Here is a 16,454-nt window from a genome sequence, read left to right as displayed (position 1 = left end):
CCCCTCGTACCCGAACATCCCCACCGAGCTAGCGCGCCGTGGTCACCGCCACCCCCATGACCTCCCGGGCGTGCCGGCTCGGCACCATTCCCAGGCGCCAAGCCTGCCATCCCGCGTCCAGGTCGACCCCCCGTTCCAGCAAGAGTTGGTAGGCCTCCACGTAGTCGTCGAGCTTTCCGTCGCGGAGCGGGTGACCGGTGCGGGAGAGCTGCGCCAGTTCCTCCTGGGCGACGGCGCTGCCCACTTCGAGGCCGCCCGGGGAGCCGTACGGCAGAAGGGTGCACCTCAGGAACCTGGCCCAGTCCTCCCCGCGCCGGTCCCCGTACGAGGCGAACAGGCCGGCCGCCTCGTCGCACAGGGCGAGGGCCCCCGGCGTACGGGCGTTCCCGGCGTCGACCACCGCCAGCTCCAGGCAGGTCCACGCCTCGCCGTGGGCCACGCCGATGCGCTGGAAGTCGGCGCGCGCGTCCACCAGGAGCTGGCGGGCGAAGCCCGAGTTGCGCAGGGAGCCGGTCTGGGCGGCCCGTTGGTCGCGGGTGACGCGCGCCGAGTGGTGGCGGGCGCAGGCGAGCCCGTACACGTCCCGGATCCGCGAGAACATCGTGCGGGAGCGTTCCAGTTCACGGACCGCCTGGTCCAGGTTGCCGGTCTCCTCCAGGGACTGGCCCAGGTAGTAGATCGTCCATGCCTCGCCGCGCGCGTCCTCGTTCTCCCGGTGCCGGGAGGCCGCCTGGCGCAGGCCCTCGGCCGCGGTGGACGGGTCGCCGTCGACGAGGCGGGCGCGGGCCAGCTGGGTCAGGGCCCAGGCCTCGCCGCGGGCGTCGCGCGTACGGCCGTACAGGTCGAGGGCGTCACGCAACTCCCGTTCGGCGCGCGGAACGTCGCCCATCCGCAGACCCAGCTGGCCGAGCTGGAAGTGGGCCCACGCCTCGCCGTGCACGGACTCGCCCGCGCGGTGCAGGACCAGGGCCTCGGTGAGCAGGTTCAGGGCGAGGGCGGGATGGCCCCGGTCGCGCTCCACGGCGGCCAGCGCGTGCATCGTCCACGCGCGGTCCGTCGCCAGCTCGGGGGAGGCCTGTAGGTCCATGGCCTCCTGGAGCTTGGCGGCCGCCTCGGTGAGGTTGCCCTGGTGGTGGAGGGTGATGCCGAGGGAGCCCAGGGCCCGGGCCGCGCCCGCGTCGTGGTGCGCCTCGAAGTAGAGGTTCACCACGGACGACAGGGTGGTGTGGGCCTTGTCCAGCTCGCCGAGCTGGCGGGCCGCGATACCGGTGCGCCACTGCACCGAGCGCACCAGCAGGCCCTGGTCGACGGCCTGCGTCAACTCGCTGATCTCGCCCAGGCGGTAGAGGTCGCCGCGCAGCAGGCAGTAGTCGCACAGGGCGCCGAGGAGGTTCAGCACGGCCGCTTGGTTCACGCCTTCCGCGTGGCGCAGGGCGGCCGTGATGAAGCTCGACTCGTCGTCGAGCCAGCGCAGGGCCGCGTCGAGGGACGTGAAGCCGTGCGGCCCGAACTGATCAGCTCGCGTCGAGGTCTTGCCGTCGACCAGGCGGATCACCGAGTCGGCCAGCTCCGCGTAGTTCACGATCAGGCGCTCCTGGGCCGCCGTCCGCTCGGACGGCTCCTCCTCGTCGAGCAGCCGTGCCTGGGCGAAGCCCCGGACGAGGTCGTGCAGCCGGTAGCGGCTGCCGCGGACGTGGTCGATGAGGCCCGCCTGTGCGAGCGCGGTCAGGTGGCGGGTGGCCTCCTGTTCGTCCGTCGCCAGCAGGGAGGCAGCGGCGGCGGCGCCGAGCGAGGCCCGCCCGGCCAGCGCCAGCCGGCGCAGCAGGCGTCTGGCCGTGTCGGTCTGGTCGGTGTAGCGCAGCCACAGGACCCGCTCGACCGGCTCCACGGGGCCGTACGCGCCGAGGTCGGAGGCCAGTTGGCGCGGGGTGCGCGGGCCGAGGGAGGAACCCGCGATGCGCAGGGCGAGGGGGAGGCTGCCGCACAGCTCCCGTACCTGGTCGGAGGCTTCGGCGTCGTACGGGTCCGGCTTCTCCTGTGCCGCCGCGCTCAGCAGTTCCTCGGCGCCCGCCGCGTCCAGGGCGTCGACCGGGAGCTGGTGCACCCAGGCGGGAAGGTCGGCGGGCAGGTCGAGCGGTTTGCGGGCCGTGACCAGGACCAGGCTGTCCGAGCGCTCGGGGACCAGGGCGCGGACCTGCTCGGCGTCGCTCGCGTCGTCGAGGACGATCGTGACCGGCAGGCCCGTCAGGTGCTGGTGGTACAGCTCGCCGAGGCGCCTGACCTGCTGGTCCTGCGAGGAACGCTCACGGAAGAGGAGCTGCTCGCGGGGTGCGCCGAGCCGGTTGAGGAGGTGGAGCATGGCGTCGCGGGTGGTGAGGGGCGGCTCCTCGGTGCTGTCGCCGCGCAGGTCCACCACGCACGCGCCGCGGAACTGGTCCTTCAGGCTGTGCGCCGCCCGGATGGCGAGGGTGCTGCGGCCTGAGCCCGGGGCGCCGTGCAGGACGACGACGGTCGGCTTCGTCTCGGTGCTGGCGCGGGCCGCCTGCACCCACTGCGCGACCCGGGACAGCTCGGTCCGGCGCCCCGTGAACGGGCCGGCCGGCTCGGGAAGCTGCCCGAACGACTGCTCCAGTACGTTGCGTCTGCGCGCGGCGGCACTCTTGTCGGTGCGCCGCAGCTGGGGCGCACCCTGCTTGGCTCCCGCGGAGGCGCTGAGCACCCGCTGCTGATCGAGGAACGGCCGGATGCCCCGTACCTCCAGCGCGGTCAGCCACTGGAGCCGCAACTGCTCGGGGCCGCCCGGCTGGCCCAGGGCTCCCGCCCGGCGGCTCGCGGCCGGTACGTGCGAGGCGGTCACCTTGAGCACGGTGGCCGCCGCGCCCACCACGGCGACGGTCGCCCCCGCGCCGACGGCCGTTCCGGCGCCCGTGCCCAGCGCCAGGTCCGCCGCGCAGGCCGCGACGGCGGCAACCGCCGCCACCAGCAGGGGAGTTCCGGCGCCCTCCCGGGCGTACCGCTGTCCGAACGTCAGCCGGCCGGCCTCCGCCTCGTCCAGCGCCCGGGTGTACGCCCCGTACTCCTCGGCGGCGGCCTGCGCCATGGTGTCGAGCGCGGGCCGGGCCCGCGACAGCAGCACGGCCCCGTCGCCGCGCCCGCCCGAGCGCCGTACCTCTTCCTCCACGGCCCGGGTCAACAGCCGCTCGGCCTCCGCCCGATGGCCTTCCCGCATGTCACGTCCCCCTCCGGCGGCAACTCGCTTGCGTTCAAGTGTCCTTGGTGGGGGGCGTGAGCGCGAGGGGGCGACGCGATCAATGGGCGGCTGCGCCCGACGCGTCAGCGGCCGGGGACTGCGGCAGGATGGACCCATGCCGAACCGACTGGCCCATGAGACGTCCCCGTATCTGCTCCAGCACGCCGACAACCCCGTCGACTGGTGGCCCTGGTCGGCCGAGGCCTTCGAGGAGGCGCGCAAGCGGGGTGTGCCCGTGCTGCTCAGCGTCGGGTACAGCAGCTGTCACTGGTGTCATGTCATGGCAAACGAGTCATTCGAGGACGAGGCGACCGCCGACTACCTCAACGAGCACTTCGTCAGCGTCAAGGTCGACCGCGAGGAGCGGCCCGACGTCGACGCCGTCTACATGGAGGCGGTGCAGGCGGCCACGGGGCAGGGTGGGTGGCCCATGACCGTGTTCCTCACGCAGGATGCGGAGCCCTTCTATTTCGGGACGTATTTTCCGCCCGCGCCCCGGCACGGGATGCCGTCGTTCCGGCAGGTGCTGGAGGGGGTGCGCGGGGCCTGGGCCGATCGCCGGGGCGAGGTCGCCGAGGTCGCGGGGAAGATCGTGCGGGATCTCGGTGAGCGGGAGATGAGCTTCGGGGGCGGCGAGGTGCCCGGCGAGGAGGATCTGGCCGGGGCGCTGCTCGGGCTCACCCGGGAGTACGACGCCTCGCGCGGCGGCTTCGGTGGCGCGCCCAAGTTCCCGCCGTCCATGGTGATCGAGTTCCTGCTGCGGCACCACGCGCGGACCGGATCCGAGGGTGCTCTCCAGATGGCGCAGGACACCTGTGAGCGGATGGCGCGGGGCGGGATCTACGACCAGTTGGGTGGGGGGTTCGCGCGGTACTCCGTGGATCGCGAGTGGGTTGTGCCCCACTTCGAGAAGATGTTGTACGACAATGCGCTTTTGTGCAGGGTCTATGCGCATCTCTGGCGCACCACCGGCTCGGAGCTCGCCCGTCGCGTCGCCCTGGAGACCGCCGACTTCATGGTGGGCGAACTCCGCACGAACGAAGGCGGGTTCGCCTCCGCGCTCGACGCCGACAGTGACGACGGCACGGGGAAGCACGTCGAGGGTGCGTACTACGTGTGGACCCCGCGGCAGCTCCGTGAGGTTCTCGGCGCGGAGGACGGCGAACTCGCGGCACGGTACTTCGGGGTGACGGAGGAGGGGACCTTCGAGGAGGGTTCCTCCGTGCTGCAACTGCCGCAGCGGGACGAGTTGTCCGACGCGGAGAAGGTGGCCGGCATGCGCCGCCGGCTGCTCGCCGCGCGCGCCGAGCGGCCCGCTCCCGGGCGCGACGACAAGATCGTCGCCGCCTGGAACGGGCTCGCCGTCGCCGCCCTCGCGGAGACCGGCGCCTACTTCGACCGCCCCGACCTCGTGGACGCCGCGATCGCCGCCGCGGATCTCCTCGTACGGGTGCACCTGGACGACCGGGCGCGACTGTCCCGTACCAGCAAGGACGGGCAGGCCGGGGCCAACGCGGGTGTGCTGGAGGACTACGCGGACGTCGCCGAGGGGTTCCTCGCGCTGGCCTCCGTCACCGGGGAAGGGGTGTGGCTGGAATTCGCCGGGTTCCTGCTGGACCAGGTGATCACGCAGTTCACCGATCCCGAGTCCGGTGCGCTGTACGACACCGCGGCCGACGCCGAGCGGCTCATCCGCCGGCCCCAGGACCCCACCGACAACGCCACGCCCTCCGGCTGGAGCGCGGCGGCCGGTGCCCTGCTCAGCTATGCCGCCCAGACCGGCGCCGAGCCCCATCGGACCGCCGCCGAGAGGGCGTTGGGCGTGGTGAAGGCGCTCGGGCCGCGCGCTCCCCGTTTCATCGGCTGGGGGCTCGCGGTGGCGGAGGCGCTGCTCGACGGTCCGCGTGAGGTCGCGGTCGTGGGACCGGAGGGGCATCCCCAGACAAAAGCCCTGCACCGGACGGCCCTGCTCGGTACCGCGCCGGGCGCCGTGGTCGCCGTGGGGACTCCGGAGAGTGACGAGCTGCCGCTCCTCGCCGACCGCCCCCTCGTGCGGGGCGAACCCGCCGCGTATGTCTGCCGCAACTTCACTTGTGACGCTCCGACGACCGATCCCGACCGGCTCCGAACGGCTCTGAACAGCTGAAACACGCATCATCGGACTGCTCGTCAACTGGCTGAAACGCGACCGGTGTCCGAATCGTTCAGCAAATGATCCGACTGTGATGAAACACGCTCTTCACCAGAACAGCCCGTGCGCTTCACAGATCGCCCATAGCCTCTGGATCGTGACGCGGCGGATGTGACACATCGTCGCGACTGGGGGTTTGGGGATCTGGGGGGATCTGTTGCTCACGTCTGTCTTTATTGCTGCCGTTTCACTGGCCCTGTTCTGGATGGCGGCGTTCACGCTCTGGTGGCAGATGCACGCGTGGCGCACGCCCGAGGTGCTGGCGTCCACCCGGTTCAGCAGACCGGACGGCGATGACCGGCTGGCGTTCTCGCTGCTGCTGCCGGCCCGCCACGAACAGGCCGTGCTCGACCACACCATCCAGCGACTGCTGGAATCGAGCCACACCGACTTCGAGATCATCGTCATCGTCGGACACGACGATCCGGAGACCACCGAGGTCGCCCGGCAGGCCGCGGCCCGCGACGGGCGGGTGCGGGTCGTCGTCGACCACCACGAGAAGAAGAACAAGCCGAAGGCCATGAACACGGCGCTGCCGCACTGCCGCGGCGACGTCGTCGGGGTCTTCGACGCCGAGGACCAGGTCCATCCGGAGCTGCTCGCCCATGTCGACCACGCGTTCCGCACGACGGGTGCGGACGTCGTCCAGGGCGGGGTCCAGCTCATCAACTTCCACTCCAACTGGTACAGCCTGCGCAACTGCCTGGAGTACTTCTTCTGGTTCCGCTCGCGGCTGCACCTGCATGCGCAGAAAGGTTTCATCCCGCTCGGCGGCAACACCGTCTTCGTACGGACGGACGTACTGCGGGAAGCGGACGGCTGGGACCCCGAGTGCCTTGCCGAGGACTGCGACCTGGGGGTACGGCTCTCCAGCGTCGGCAAGAAGGTCGTCGTCGCCTACGACTCCGACATGGTGACCCGGGAGGAGACCCCGGGCAGCCTGGTGTCGCTGATGAAACAGCGCACCCGGTGGAACCAGGGCTTCCTACAGGTCTACCGCAAGAAGGACTGGAAGCAACTGCCCGGCTTCGGACAGCGGTTGCTCGCCCGCTACACGCTGATGACGCCGTATCTGCAGGCCGTCTCCGGGGTGGTCATCCCGCTCAACGTGGCCATCGCGCTCTTCCTCGACGTGCCCGTCGGGATCGCCTTCATCACCTTCCTGCCGGCCGTGACCGCCCTGGTCACCTTCGTCTTCGAGCTCGTCGGACTGCACGACTTCGGCAAGCAGTACGGGCTGCGCGTCCGGTTCGTCCACTACCTGAAGCTCGTGGTCGGTGGCCCCTTCTATCAGGTGCTCCTCGCCGGTGCGGCCGCCCGTGCCGTATGGCGTGAGCAAAGGGGCCGCAACGACTGGGAGTTGACCAGTCATGTCGGCGCGCACCTCACCGAGGCCGAAGCAACCCGATAGGACCTGAAGCCACCCGCCGGGCACCCCTGCCGGCGGGCAGGCCCCAGTTCCGTACGCCTTGGTTCCGCATGCCCCGGTGACACAGGCCGTGGTGACACAGGCCCTGGTGCCGCAGTCCGTGGTGCCGCAGTCCCTGGGCCCGAACATCCCGAACCACCGAAAGTCCCGAGAGGACCTTCCCGCGTGACCTCGACACTTCCCGCGGTGACCACGTCCACGGTCCCCGCGACGCGACCCGCCGCGCCCGACATCGCCCACGACCACCCGCCGCTCCGGCGGCTGCGCACCTCGCGCGCCGACCTGCTGCTGTGCGGCGCCCTGCTGCTGGCGATCATCGTCGTGCAGGGCTGGAACATCACCGACTACCCGACCCTCAGCGACGACGAGGGCACCTATCTCGCCCAGGCCTGGGCCGTGCAGCAGGGCAAGGGCCTCGCGCACTACACGTACTGGTACGACCACCCGCCCCTGGGCTGGATCCAGATAGCCGCCCTGACCTGGATCCCCGCCCACATCAGCCCCTCGCTGATGACGGTCGGCTCGATGCGCGTCGCGATGCTCGTGGTCAGTGCCGCCAGCGCGGTCCTGCTGTACGTCCTCGCGCGCCGTCTCTCGCTGCCGCGCTGGGCCGCGGGCCTCGCGATGGTGCTCTTCGGGCTCTCCCCGCTGTCGGTGGTGCTCCAGCGCGAGATCTTCCTCGACAACATCGCGGTGATGTGGACGCTGCTCGCGTTCTGCCTCGCCGCGTCCCCGAGCCGGCACCTCTGGCACCACTTCGGGGCGGGCATCGCGGCCGCGGCCGCCGTGCTCACCAAGGAGACGATGCTCGTCGTCCTGCCCGCGCTCCTGGTCACCATGTGGCGCCACGGCCACCGCGACACCCGCAAGTTCGCGCTCACCGGCGGCATCACCGCCTGCGTCCTGATCGGCCTCGCGTACCCGCTGTTCGCCCTGCTCAAGGGCGAGCTGTTCCCGGGCGCGGGCCATGTCTCGCTCTGGGACGGCATCACGTACCAGATGAGCCGCCCCGGCTCCGGCTTCATCCTCGACCCCGGCTCCGGCTCGTACGGCGTGCTGCACTCCTGGCTCTACTACGACCGGGTGCTGATCATCGGAGGCCTCGCCGGAGCGCTGCTGCTCCTGGCCACCTGGCGCTGGTCCGTCACCGCCCGCGCCCTCGCGGGACCCGCCCTCACGGTGGCGATCCTCGCCGGGGTGGCGCTGCGCCCGAGCGGCTATCTGCCCGCGATGTACATCATCCAGGCGCTGCCGTTCCTCGCGCTGGTCCTCGCCGGAGGCGCCGCCAGCCTCGCCCATCTGGTGCTGCGCAGGTGGCGGAGCGACGAGGAGAAGCCGTACGTCACCTGGGGACGGCGGGCGTTGGCGGCCGCGCTCGTGGCGGTCGCCGCGCTCTATGTGCTGCCGCACTGGTACGACGGCGACCGCACCGCCGTGACCGCCGACGCCAACGCCCCCTACCGGGCGGCGGCCACCTGGCTGAAGACCGAGGTCCAGGACCCGGCGGACACCCGGGTCCTGGTCGACGACGCGCTCTGGCTCGACCTGGTCCACGACGGCTACCGGCCCGGGCTCGGCGTCATCTGGTTCTACAAGGCGGACCTCGACCCCGCGGTGACCAGGACGATGCCGCGCGGCTGGAAGGACATCGACTACGTCGTCGCCTCCCCGACGGTGCGGCGTGACGCGGTCGACCTGCCCAACGTCAAGGCGGCCATCGAGCATTCGACGCCGGTCGCCACCTTCGGCGAGGGCGCCGACCGGATCGAGATCCGGCAGATCGACGAGAGCACGGGAAACACCATGACCACGACGACGTCCGGGGGCAGTCGATGAGCAGCTTCGAGAGCACCGTCCCCGAGGAGCTCGGCGATCCCGCCGTACGCGCCGCCGAAGTTCCCGAGCCGGGCGCCGTCACCATCGTCGTACCGACGTTCAACGAGTCCGCGAACGTACGGGAGTTGCTCCAGCAGATCACCGAGTCGGTGCCCGCGCGACTGCCCTGCGAGGTCGTCTTCGTCGACGACTCCACGGACGACACGCCCGAGGTCATCCGCGAAGCGGCGAAGGACTGCCCGTTCCCGGTGACCGTCCTGCACCGGGAGGAGCCGGTCGGCGGACTCGGCGGCGCGGTCGTCGAGGGGATGAAGGCGGCCGGGTCCGACTGGATCGTCGTCATGGACGGCGACTGCCAGCATCCCCCCTCGCTGGTACCGGAGTTGGTCGCCACCGGTGAGCGGGCGAACGCCGGGCTCGTCGTCGCCAGCCGGTACATCAAGGGCGGCAGCCGTGAGGGCCTCGCGGGCGGTTACCGCATCGCCGTCTCGCGCGGCGCGACCTGGCTGGCCAAGACGCTCTTCCCGCGCCGGCTGCGCGGTATCAGCGATCCGATGAGCGGCTTCTTCGCGATCCGCCGCAGCGCGGTCACCGCCGAGGTCCTGCAGCCGCTCGGCTACAAGATCCTCCTCGAACTCGCCGTCCGCTGCCGCCCCCGCGAGGTCACCGAGGTGCCCTTCGTCTTCCAGGACCGGTTCGCGGGCGAGTCCAAGTCGACCGCGCAGGAGGGCTTCCGGTTCCTGCGTCACCTCGCCGGGCTGCGCACCGCCTCGCCGGTCGCCCGGATGGTCGTCTTCGGTCTGATCGGCGCCACCGGCTTCCTGCCGAACCTGATCGGCCTGTACGCGCTCACCGCCGCCGGCATGCACTACGTACCGGCCGAGATCCTCGCCAACCAGTTCGGCGTCGCCTGGAACTTCCTGCTCATCGAGCATCTGCTGTTCCGCGCGCGCCGAAAGCACCGCAGCTGGTGGGACCGGGTGGGCCGGTTCGCGCTGCTCGCCAACGCCGACCTGGTGCTGCGCATTCCGCTGATCGCCCTGTTCGTCGGCCACTTCGGGATGGGTGCCCTGTCCGCCACCGCGCTGGCTCTGGTGATGACCTTCGTCCTGCGCTTCGTGGGCACCGAGGCGCTCGTCTATCTGCCGCGCCGCAGCAGTGGGGCCGCGGGCGGGAGTCACACAACCAGGAGAGCCGCGTGAAACATCTCGCACGACCCAGACGGAGAACCTCACTGCTGGCGGTGGCGGGCCTGGCCGCCGGGCTGCTGCTCGTCTCGCCCCAGCCCGCCTCCGCCGCCAACCTCGTCACCAACCCTGGTTTCGAGACCGACGGCACGGACGGCATGCCGTACTGCTGGGAGAAGTCCGGCTGGGGCGACAACGACTTCACCTTCTCCACCGTCGCCGATTCCCACTCCGGCTCCAAGGCCATGAAGGTCACACTGACCCGGCGCGTCGACGGGGATCGCAAGGCCCTCATCACGGAGTCCGCGAGCTGCGCGCCGGTGGTCACCGCGGGCAAGCAGTACGACCTCGGCCTCTGGTACAGGACGACGACGCCCGACGCCGCGATCACGCTCTTCAGGCACGACACCACGGCGGGCTGGCAGTACTGGACCGACCTGAAGACGCTGGACATGGCGGCGGGCTGGACGCAGGCGAGCGTCCGTACGCCCGCCGTCCCGGCCGGTACCGACCGCATCACCTGGGGCGTCTCGGTATACGGCACCGGCTCGGCGACCACCGACGACTACACGATGGAACAGGTCTCCGACCCGATCCCGCCGGCCACCTGCACCGCCGGCGCCGACGAGTGCGCGAACGGCCGCTGGGACGTGCTGCCCACGCAGAACCCGGTGCGCTCCATGCACTCCGTCGTCCTCAACAACGGCAAGGTGCTGCTGATCGCCGGGTCCGGCAACAGCGAGGAGAACTTCGACGCGGGCACGTTCACCAGCGCGGTCTACGACCCGGTGAAGGGCACGTACAAGGTGATCCCCACGCCGAAGGACATGTTCTGCTCGGGTCACGTCCAGCTCGCCGACGGGCGGGTGCTGGTGATGAGCGGCAACAAGGCGTTCCCGGTCGCGGGCGGGCACGGCTACGAGGGGTACAAGGACTCGTACATCTTCGACCCGGTCACCGAGACGTACAGCAAGACGAACGACCTGAACGACGGCCACTGGTACCCGTCGGCCACCGAGCTCGGCAACGGTGACGTGATCTCGTTCGGCGGGCTGCGCGAGGACTCCACCGGGTCGGTGACGGCCGAGCGCTGGTCGGCGGCACAGCAGCAGTGGCTGCCGTTCACGCAGGTCAACCAGACCTGGTCGTACTGGGGTCTGTACCCGTCGATGATCCTGATGCAGGACGGGCGGCTCTTCTACTCGGGCAGTCACGTCTTCGGCAACGGCACGCCCGGCACGGGTTCGGCGATCTACGACTACGACGCGAACACCGTCACGGCGGTCCCCGGGCTCCGGAGCAAGGACGAGCGCGACCAGTCCGCGAGCGTGCTGCTGCCCCCGGCCCAGGACCAGAAGGTGCTGACGGTCGGCGGCGGCAACATCGACTCCAACCCGGAGGCGAACCGGCTCACCGACATCATCGACCTGAAGGCCGCGAACCCGGCGTACACGGTCGGCCCGCAGATCCCGCAGGGCACGGTCGACCTCGGCAACGGCAAGGTCGCCGAGACCGGCAACCAGGGCAAGATGTACGTCTCCGCGGTGCTGCTGCCCGACGGCAAGGTGCTGGAGACGGGCGGTGGCCTGCACAACCGCGCCAACCCGGTGTTCGAGGCGTCGATGTTCGACCCGGCGACCTCCACCTTCGATCCGGTGGCCGCCGACCCCGAGGCGCGTGGCTACCACTCCTCCGCGTTCCTGCTGCCCGACGGCCGGGTGATGGCCACCGGTGACAACCCGGGCAACGGCACCTGGAACCACAACGTGTCCATCTACACCCCGCCCTACCTCCTCAAGGGCACCCGTCCGACGATCACCTCGGTGATCGACAACGAGTGGGTGTACGGGGACACGCAGCGCATCACGGTCGACCGGCCCATCGTGAAGGCCGAGCTGATCCGCCCGGCCGCGGTGACGCACTCCTCGGACCCGAACCAGCGTTTCGTGGACCTGCCCCTGTCGGTGGACGGCAACAACGTCGACCTGAACGTGACGAGCAACCCCAATATGGCCCCGCCCGGTTGGTACATGCTCTTCGCGGTCGACGCCAACGGGGTGCCCTCGGTCGCCAAGTGGGTGCACCTCCAGGGCCCCGCCGCCCTGGCCACGGACACCGCCTCGGCGCACGTCCACTCCTTCGCCGACTCCCTTGAGGGCACGGTCACCAAGGGCGGCAAGAAGCGGACCTCGCAGAAGGTCAGCACGACGATCTCCGGCTGCGACCGGCACTACGGCACGATCAACGTCTGTGTGCCGACCGTCTTCCCGGACGGCGTCAAGAAGACGACGGCCTCGCGCTGCGGGTGGCTGAAGACGAACGGCTACGGCCGTCTGAAGGTCAACGGCAAGGACGACCCGCTGGGTCTCGACCCGAACAAGGACGGGCTGGCCTGCGGAGCCAAGGATCTGAGGCGGCCCTAGGCGTCCAGGGCCTGTCCGCCGGGCAGGTCCTGGCTTCCGAACTCGGTGAGGGCGCGCTCCACGATGGTCTCCAGGCTGTCGTGGTGCGCGCCCTTCCAGTAGGCGCGCCCGCACTCCTGGCACTGCGCGAACACGTCGTAGGACCGCTCGGTGCCGCCCTCCAGCTGGTCCACGACCTGCTCCTTGGTGGCCTCCTCGAGCAGGCCGTTGCAGGCGGTGCAGCGCGTCCAGGGCCTCAGCTCGGGCGCGAACCGGCCCAGCACGTCACGGAGTTGGTCGTCGGGCCGGGTGCTGTAGATGAACGCGCCCGCCCACAGCTCGCGGCGGCGCAGCAGCCCCCGGTCGCGGCTGAGCATCACGCGCCGCTCGGCGGCGGAGCGCGCGGCGAGGGCCGGGTCGCCGATGTCCGTCGACTCGTACGCCGCGTCGACCCCGAGGAGGCGCAGCCGGCGCGCGAGGGTGCCGAGGTGGACGTCGAGGAGGAAGCGGAGCGGGGCGCCGGGAACGCGCTGCGGGCGCTCGACCGCCCGTACGTCGACGCGCTCGCCGGCCCTCGGGAGGTGCGAGACGGGCACCTCGCGGCCGTCCACGACGAGGGCGCCGACCTCGGTCAGCGGGACGCCGAGCGACTCCACGACATGCCCGAGGGTGGAGGAGCCGTCGGTGGCGACCGCCGTGGCTCCCGAACGACGCCCGTGCGGTACGAACATCCCCAGCTCGGGGGCGAAGGCGACATGGATCTCCGGTCCGTTCACCCGGTCAGGATGTCACGCCCAAGAGCCCTGGCCTCAGGGGTTTTCGGCGGAGAGGCCGTGTTCCAGGACGTCCATCGTGCGGTCCACCAGGTCCTTGAAGTCGTCCCGGTGGTCGTTCTCCGCCCAGTACAGGGACGTCTCCATCAGGCCGCCGATGATCGCCATCGCGTAGACCCGCACCTCCAGGCTGTTCGGGTCCCGGCCGGTGCGCTCGCCGATGGCCTGGCAGAGCATGGTGCCGGTGACCGACATGCTCTCCATCATCCGCGAGCGCACCGCCGGGACCTGGACCATCAGGTGGGTCCGCAGCCGGGACATCTCGGGGTCGTCCTTGAGGCCGAGCCGGATGGCCTTCTGCATCACGTACCGGAGGGTGTCCATCCACGGCTCGTCCTTGGGCCGGGCCCGCAGCTCCTCCAGGATGAGCGGGTCGAACTCGTCCGTGAGGACGATGTCCTCCTTGGTGGGGAAGTAGCGGAAGACGGTCGACGGCGACACCTCGGCGCTCTCGGCGATCTGCTCGATCGTCGTCGCGTCGTACCCCTGTTCCCTGACGAGTGCGTACGTCGCGGTGCGGATCGCCTCGCGGGTCTTGATCTTCTTCCGCTCGCGCAGGCCCAGCTGAGGGCGGTCGGCGGGGCTGAAGGGGGAGGGTGCGGCCGTCATGCTGTTCATTGTCCGGCATCCGCCGGAACGGTGGCCATGGCCGGGCCCTCGTCCTCCTTCGTGGCATGCGTGACCGGGGTGTTCGGCAGGAGCGCCGCGGCCAGCAGGGCGGTGACGAGGGCCGCGATGCCGCACACCAGCAGGACCAGGCCCATGCCGTGGACGTACGCGCTGTTCGCGGAGGCCGCGAGGTCGGCCGAGCCTGCCTTCTGGGCGACGATATGGGCGGCGACCACGGACTCCCCGGCGGTGTCGGCGGCCTTCGCGGGCAGACCGGTGACGTCGAGGCGGTCCCGGAAGGTGCTCGCCAGCAGGCTGCCGAGGAGGGCGATGCCGATCGCGGCGCCGACCTGGCGCGTCGTCATGAGGAGCCCGGCGCCGCTGCCGGCCCGGTCGCGGGGCAGGGCACCGAGGGCGCCGTCCATCGCGGGGACGACCGAGAAACCGAAGCCGAAGCCGGTGATGGACAGCCACAGCGCGGTGAAGCCGTAGCCCGAGTCGACGGTCGTACGGCTGCCGAGGAGCGCGGCGAAGGCCAGCACCACCAGGCCCGCGCAGACCACCGACCGGGAGCCGAACCGGGCGACGACCGGCTGGGCGGCGCGGGCCGCGACGATCAGGCCGCCCATCATGGGCAGCAGCCTGACGCCGGTGGCGAGGGCGTCGTTGCCGAGCACCGCCTGGAGGTACTGCGGCAGCACGAACAGGAGGCCGGACAGGACGAACATCACCAGGGTCGCCGCGAGCGTGTTGAACAGGAACCCGCGGTGGCTGAGCAGTGACATGTCGAGCATGGGGCGCTCCATGCGCCGCTCGCGCAGCACGAGGGCGGCGATCAGGACCGCGGCTCCGGCGAGCATGCCCACGATCAGCGGGTCGCCCCAGCCGCGGCTGGGTGCCTCGATGATCGCGTAGATGAGTGAGCCGAGGCCGGCCGCCGTGAACGCGGTGGAGAGGGCGTCGACCTTGGGGGAGGCGGGGTCGCTGGTCTCGGGGAGCAGGAAGACGCAGGCGGCGATGCCGATCGCGGCCATCGGGATGTTGACCAGGAAGACCGAGCCCCACCAGAAGTGGTTGAGCAGCCAGCCGCCGATGATCGGGCCCAGCGGCAGGCCGAGTGACGAGGCGGCCGAGATGATGCCGACGGCCTTGGTGCGCTCGTCGGGGCCGAAGAGCGAGGGCAGTACGGACAGGGCGAGCGGGGTGATCAGGGCCGCGCCGACGCCCATCACCGTGCGGGCCGCGACGACCCAGTTCACGTCGTCCGCCAGGGAGCCGGCCAGGGAACCGGCGAGGAAGATCCCGAGCCCCACGACCAGCATCCGGCGCCGTCCGAAGCGGTCGCCGAGCAGTCCCGCCGGGAGCATCAGCGCGGCGAAGACGATCACGTACGCGTCCGCCATCCACTGCTGCTGGCCGGTGGTGGCGCCGAGTTCGCCCGCCATCGTCGGCAGGGCCACGTTGAGGATCGTCGTGTCGAAACCGAGCGTGAGCATGCTCGCGACCAGGGCCCCGAGGGCCCACCAGCGGCGCGGGTCGCGCCGCACACCGTCGTCTTGAGTGACAGTAACCATGAAATGAGAGTAACTGTCAAAAGATGGTGGGTGTCAATGGGGATGCGCTGTCAGGGCATACGAAAATGGCCACGGCTCGAAAGCCGTGGCCATGAAGAGGGGGAGGGGGTGTGTCACCCGTGCTGATAAGCCACCAGTGAGATGCCCACGTAGTGCACGACGAACGCCGCGAGGGTGAGCGAGTGGAAGACCTCGTGGAAGCCGAACCAGCGGGGTGAGGGGTTGGGGCGCTTGATTCCGTAGATCACACCGCCCGCGCTGTAGAGCAGTCCGCCGACGATCACCAGGACCAGCACGGCGATGCCGCCCGTGCGCATGAAGTCCGGGAGGAAGAAGACGGCCGCCCAGCCCATCGCTATGTAGCAGGGGGTGTAGAGCCAGCGCGGCGCGCCGACCCAGAACACCCGGAAGATGATCCCCGCCGCCGCGGCGGCCCAGATGCTCCACAGGAGCCACTGTCCCTTGGCGCCGGGGAGCAGCAGCATCGTGAGCGGTGTGTACGTGCCGGCGATGATCAGGAAGATGTTGGCGTGGTCGAGTCTGCGCAGCACGCCGTCCATCCGCGGGCTCCAGTTGCCGCGGTGGTAGAGCGCGCTCACTCCGAACAGGAGGCAGGCCGTCAGCACGAAGATCCCGCAGGCGATGCGGGCCCGCGTGGAACTGGCCAGAGCGGTGAGGACCAGACCGGAGATCAGCACGGCCGGGAACATGCCGAGGTGCAGCCAGCCGCGGAGCTTGGGTTTGACCGGATGCGACGGGGAGAGCGCTGCGGGACTGCGGCCTGCGGCCGGCGAGTCCGTGGGCGCGTCGGGGACGGGCGCAGTCATAGGCGGAATCCTACCTACGGAACCGTAAGTTACGTGTCAGTACGGCGCACTGAACAGCCAAGAGTGGCCATGTTCTCACGAGTGCGGCGCGAGGCGGCGTCCACGCAAAAGAACCTTCAGCTGAACCCAACGTGTACGCAAAGAATCACGGATACACGTGGCGATGGTCACTCCGCTCACGTGTGCGGCCCTCTGGACATATGGGCGAACCCGTCGGATGATCAAATGAGTGCAGTCGGCACCGGATGAGCGCCATGGGTATCCACACCCCCGAAGCGTCCGGGTCGCAGCCCCCACGGGGCCTCAACAAAAAACC

The 16,454-nt window shown here is 70.6% G+C and carries 10 protein-coding genes; 5 read left to right on the top strand and 5 right to left on the bottom strand.

The features are described 5' to 3' along the window. Nucleotides 1-28: 28 nt before the first annotated feature. Nucleotides 29-3,229 carry a tetratricopeptide repeat protein gene (locus tag ACZ69M_RS23040; RefSeq protein ID WP_470052331.1) on the bottom strand — a complete coding sequence of 1,067 codons (3,201 nt, stop codon included), beginning with the start codon at nucleotides 3,227-3,229 and terminating at the stop codon, nucleotides 29-31. Nucleotides 3,230-3,365: 136 nt separating this feature from the next. Here ACZ69M_RS23040 and ACZ69M_RS23035 point away from each other — a divergent pair, with 136 nt between their 5' ends. The 5 genes from ACZ69M_RS23035 to ACZ69M_RS23015 all read left to right on the top strand — a co-directional run bounded on the left by ACZ69M_RS23035 (nucleotide 3,366) and on the right by ACZ69M_RS23015 (nucleotide 12,316). Then, nucleotides 3,366-5,396, top strand: a complete 2,031-nt coding sequence (locus ACZ69M_RS23035; RefSeq protein ID WP_470052329.1) for a thioredoxin domain-containing protein — start codon at nucleotides 3,366-3,368, stop codon at nucleotides 5,394-5,396. 202 nt (nucleotides 5,397-5,598) lie between these two features. After that, nucleotides 5,599-6,852 (top strand): glycosyltransferase, encoded by a 1,254-nt coding sequence (locus tag ACZ69M_RS23030; RefSeq protein WP_470052327.1) that lies wholly within the window; start codon nucleotides 5,599-5,601, stop codon nucleotides 6,850-6,852. 183 nt (nucleotides 6,853-7,035) lie between these two features. Then, nucleotides 7,036-8,706 (top strand): ArnT family glycosyltransferase, encoded by a 1,671-nt coding sequence (locus ACZ69M_RS23025; protein WP_470052325.1) that lies wholly within the window; start codon nucleotides 7,036-7,038, stop codon nucleotides 8,704-8,706. Then, nucleotides 8,703-9,908, top strand: coding sequence for a glycosyltransferase (locus ACZ69M_RS23020; RefSeq protein WP_470052323.1), 1,206 nt, complete (start codon nucleotides 8,703-8,705; stop codon nucleotides 9,906-9,908). The genes ACZ69M_RS23025 and ACZ69M_RS23020 overlap by 4 nt, the downstream gene beginning before the upstream one ends. Before the next feature lie 143 nt (nucleotides 9,909-10,051). Then, nucleotides 10,052-12,316: a galactose oxidase-like domain-containing protein gene (locus ACZ69M_RS23015; RefSeq protein ID WP_470052461.1), complete on the top strand. Its 2,265-nt coding sequence runs from the start codon at nucleotides 10,052-10,054 to the stop codon at nucleotides 12,314-12,316. On the opposite strand, the gene ACZ69M_RS23010 is transcribed toward ACZ69M_RS23015, so the two are convergent. From ACZ69M_RS23010 to trhA, 4 genes are all read right to left on the bottom strand, one after another. Then, nucleotides 12,313-13,071, bottom strand: coding sequence for a Mut7-C RNAse domain-containing protein (locus ACZ69M_RS23010; protein ID WP_470052321.1), 759 nt, complete (start codon nucleotides 13,069-13,071; stop codon nucleotides 12,313-12,315). The two genes, ACZ69M_RS23015 and ACZ69M_RS23010, sit on opposite strands and share 4 nt — an antisense overlap. Before the next feature lie 33 nt (nucleotides 13,072-13,104). Then, entirely contained in the window at nucleotides 13,105-13,737 is a 633-nt protein-coding gene (locus ACZ69M_RS23005; RefSeq protein ID WP_470052319.1) for a TetR/AcrR family transcriptional regulator, read from the bottom strand. Nucleotides 13,738-13,742: 5 nt separating this feature from the next. Further along, the gene (locus tag ACZ69M_RS23000; protein WP_470052317.1) at nucleotides 13,743-15,311 is read right to left on the bottom strand and encodes a DHA2 family efflux MFS transporter permease subunit; all 1,569 of its coding nucleotides are present in this window, start codon (nucleotides 15,309-15,311) and stop codon (nucleotides 13,743-13,745) included. A gap of 113 nt (nucleotides 15,312-15,424) precedes the next feature. Then, complete coding sequence (gene trhA, locus ACZ69M_RS22995) at nucleotides 15,425-16,138, bottom strand: PAQR family membrane homeostasis protein TrhA (RefSeq protein WP_054234786.1); 714 nt, start codon at nucleotides 16,136-16,138, stop codon at nucleotides 15,425-15,427. Nucleotides 16,139-16,454: the final 316 nt, after the last annotated feature.

Source organism: Streptomyces sp. NPDC107454 (assembly GCF_055582885.1).
The sequence above is the reverse complement of the archived record's forward strand: the minus strand, read 5'-3'. Positions and strand labels throughout refer to the sequence as shown.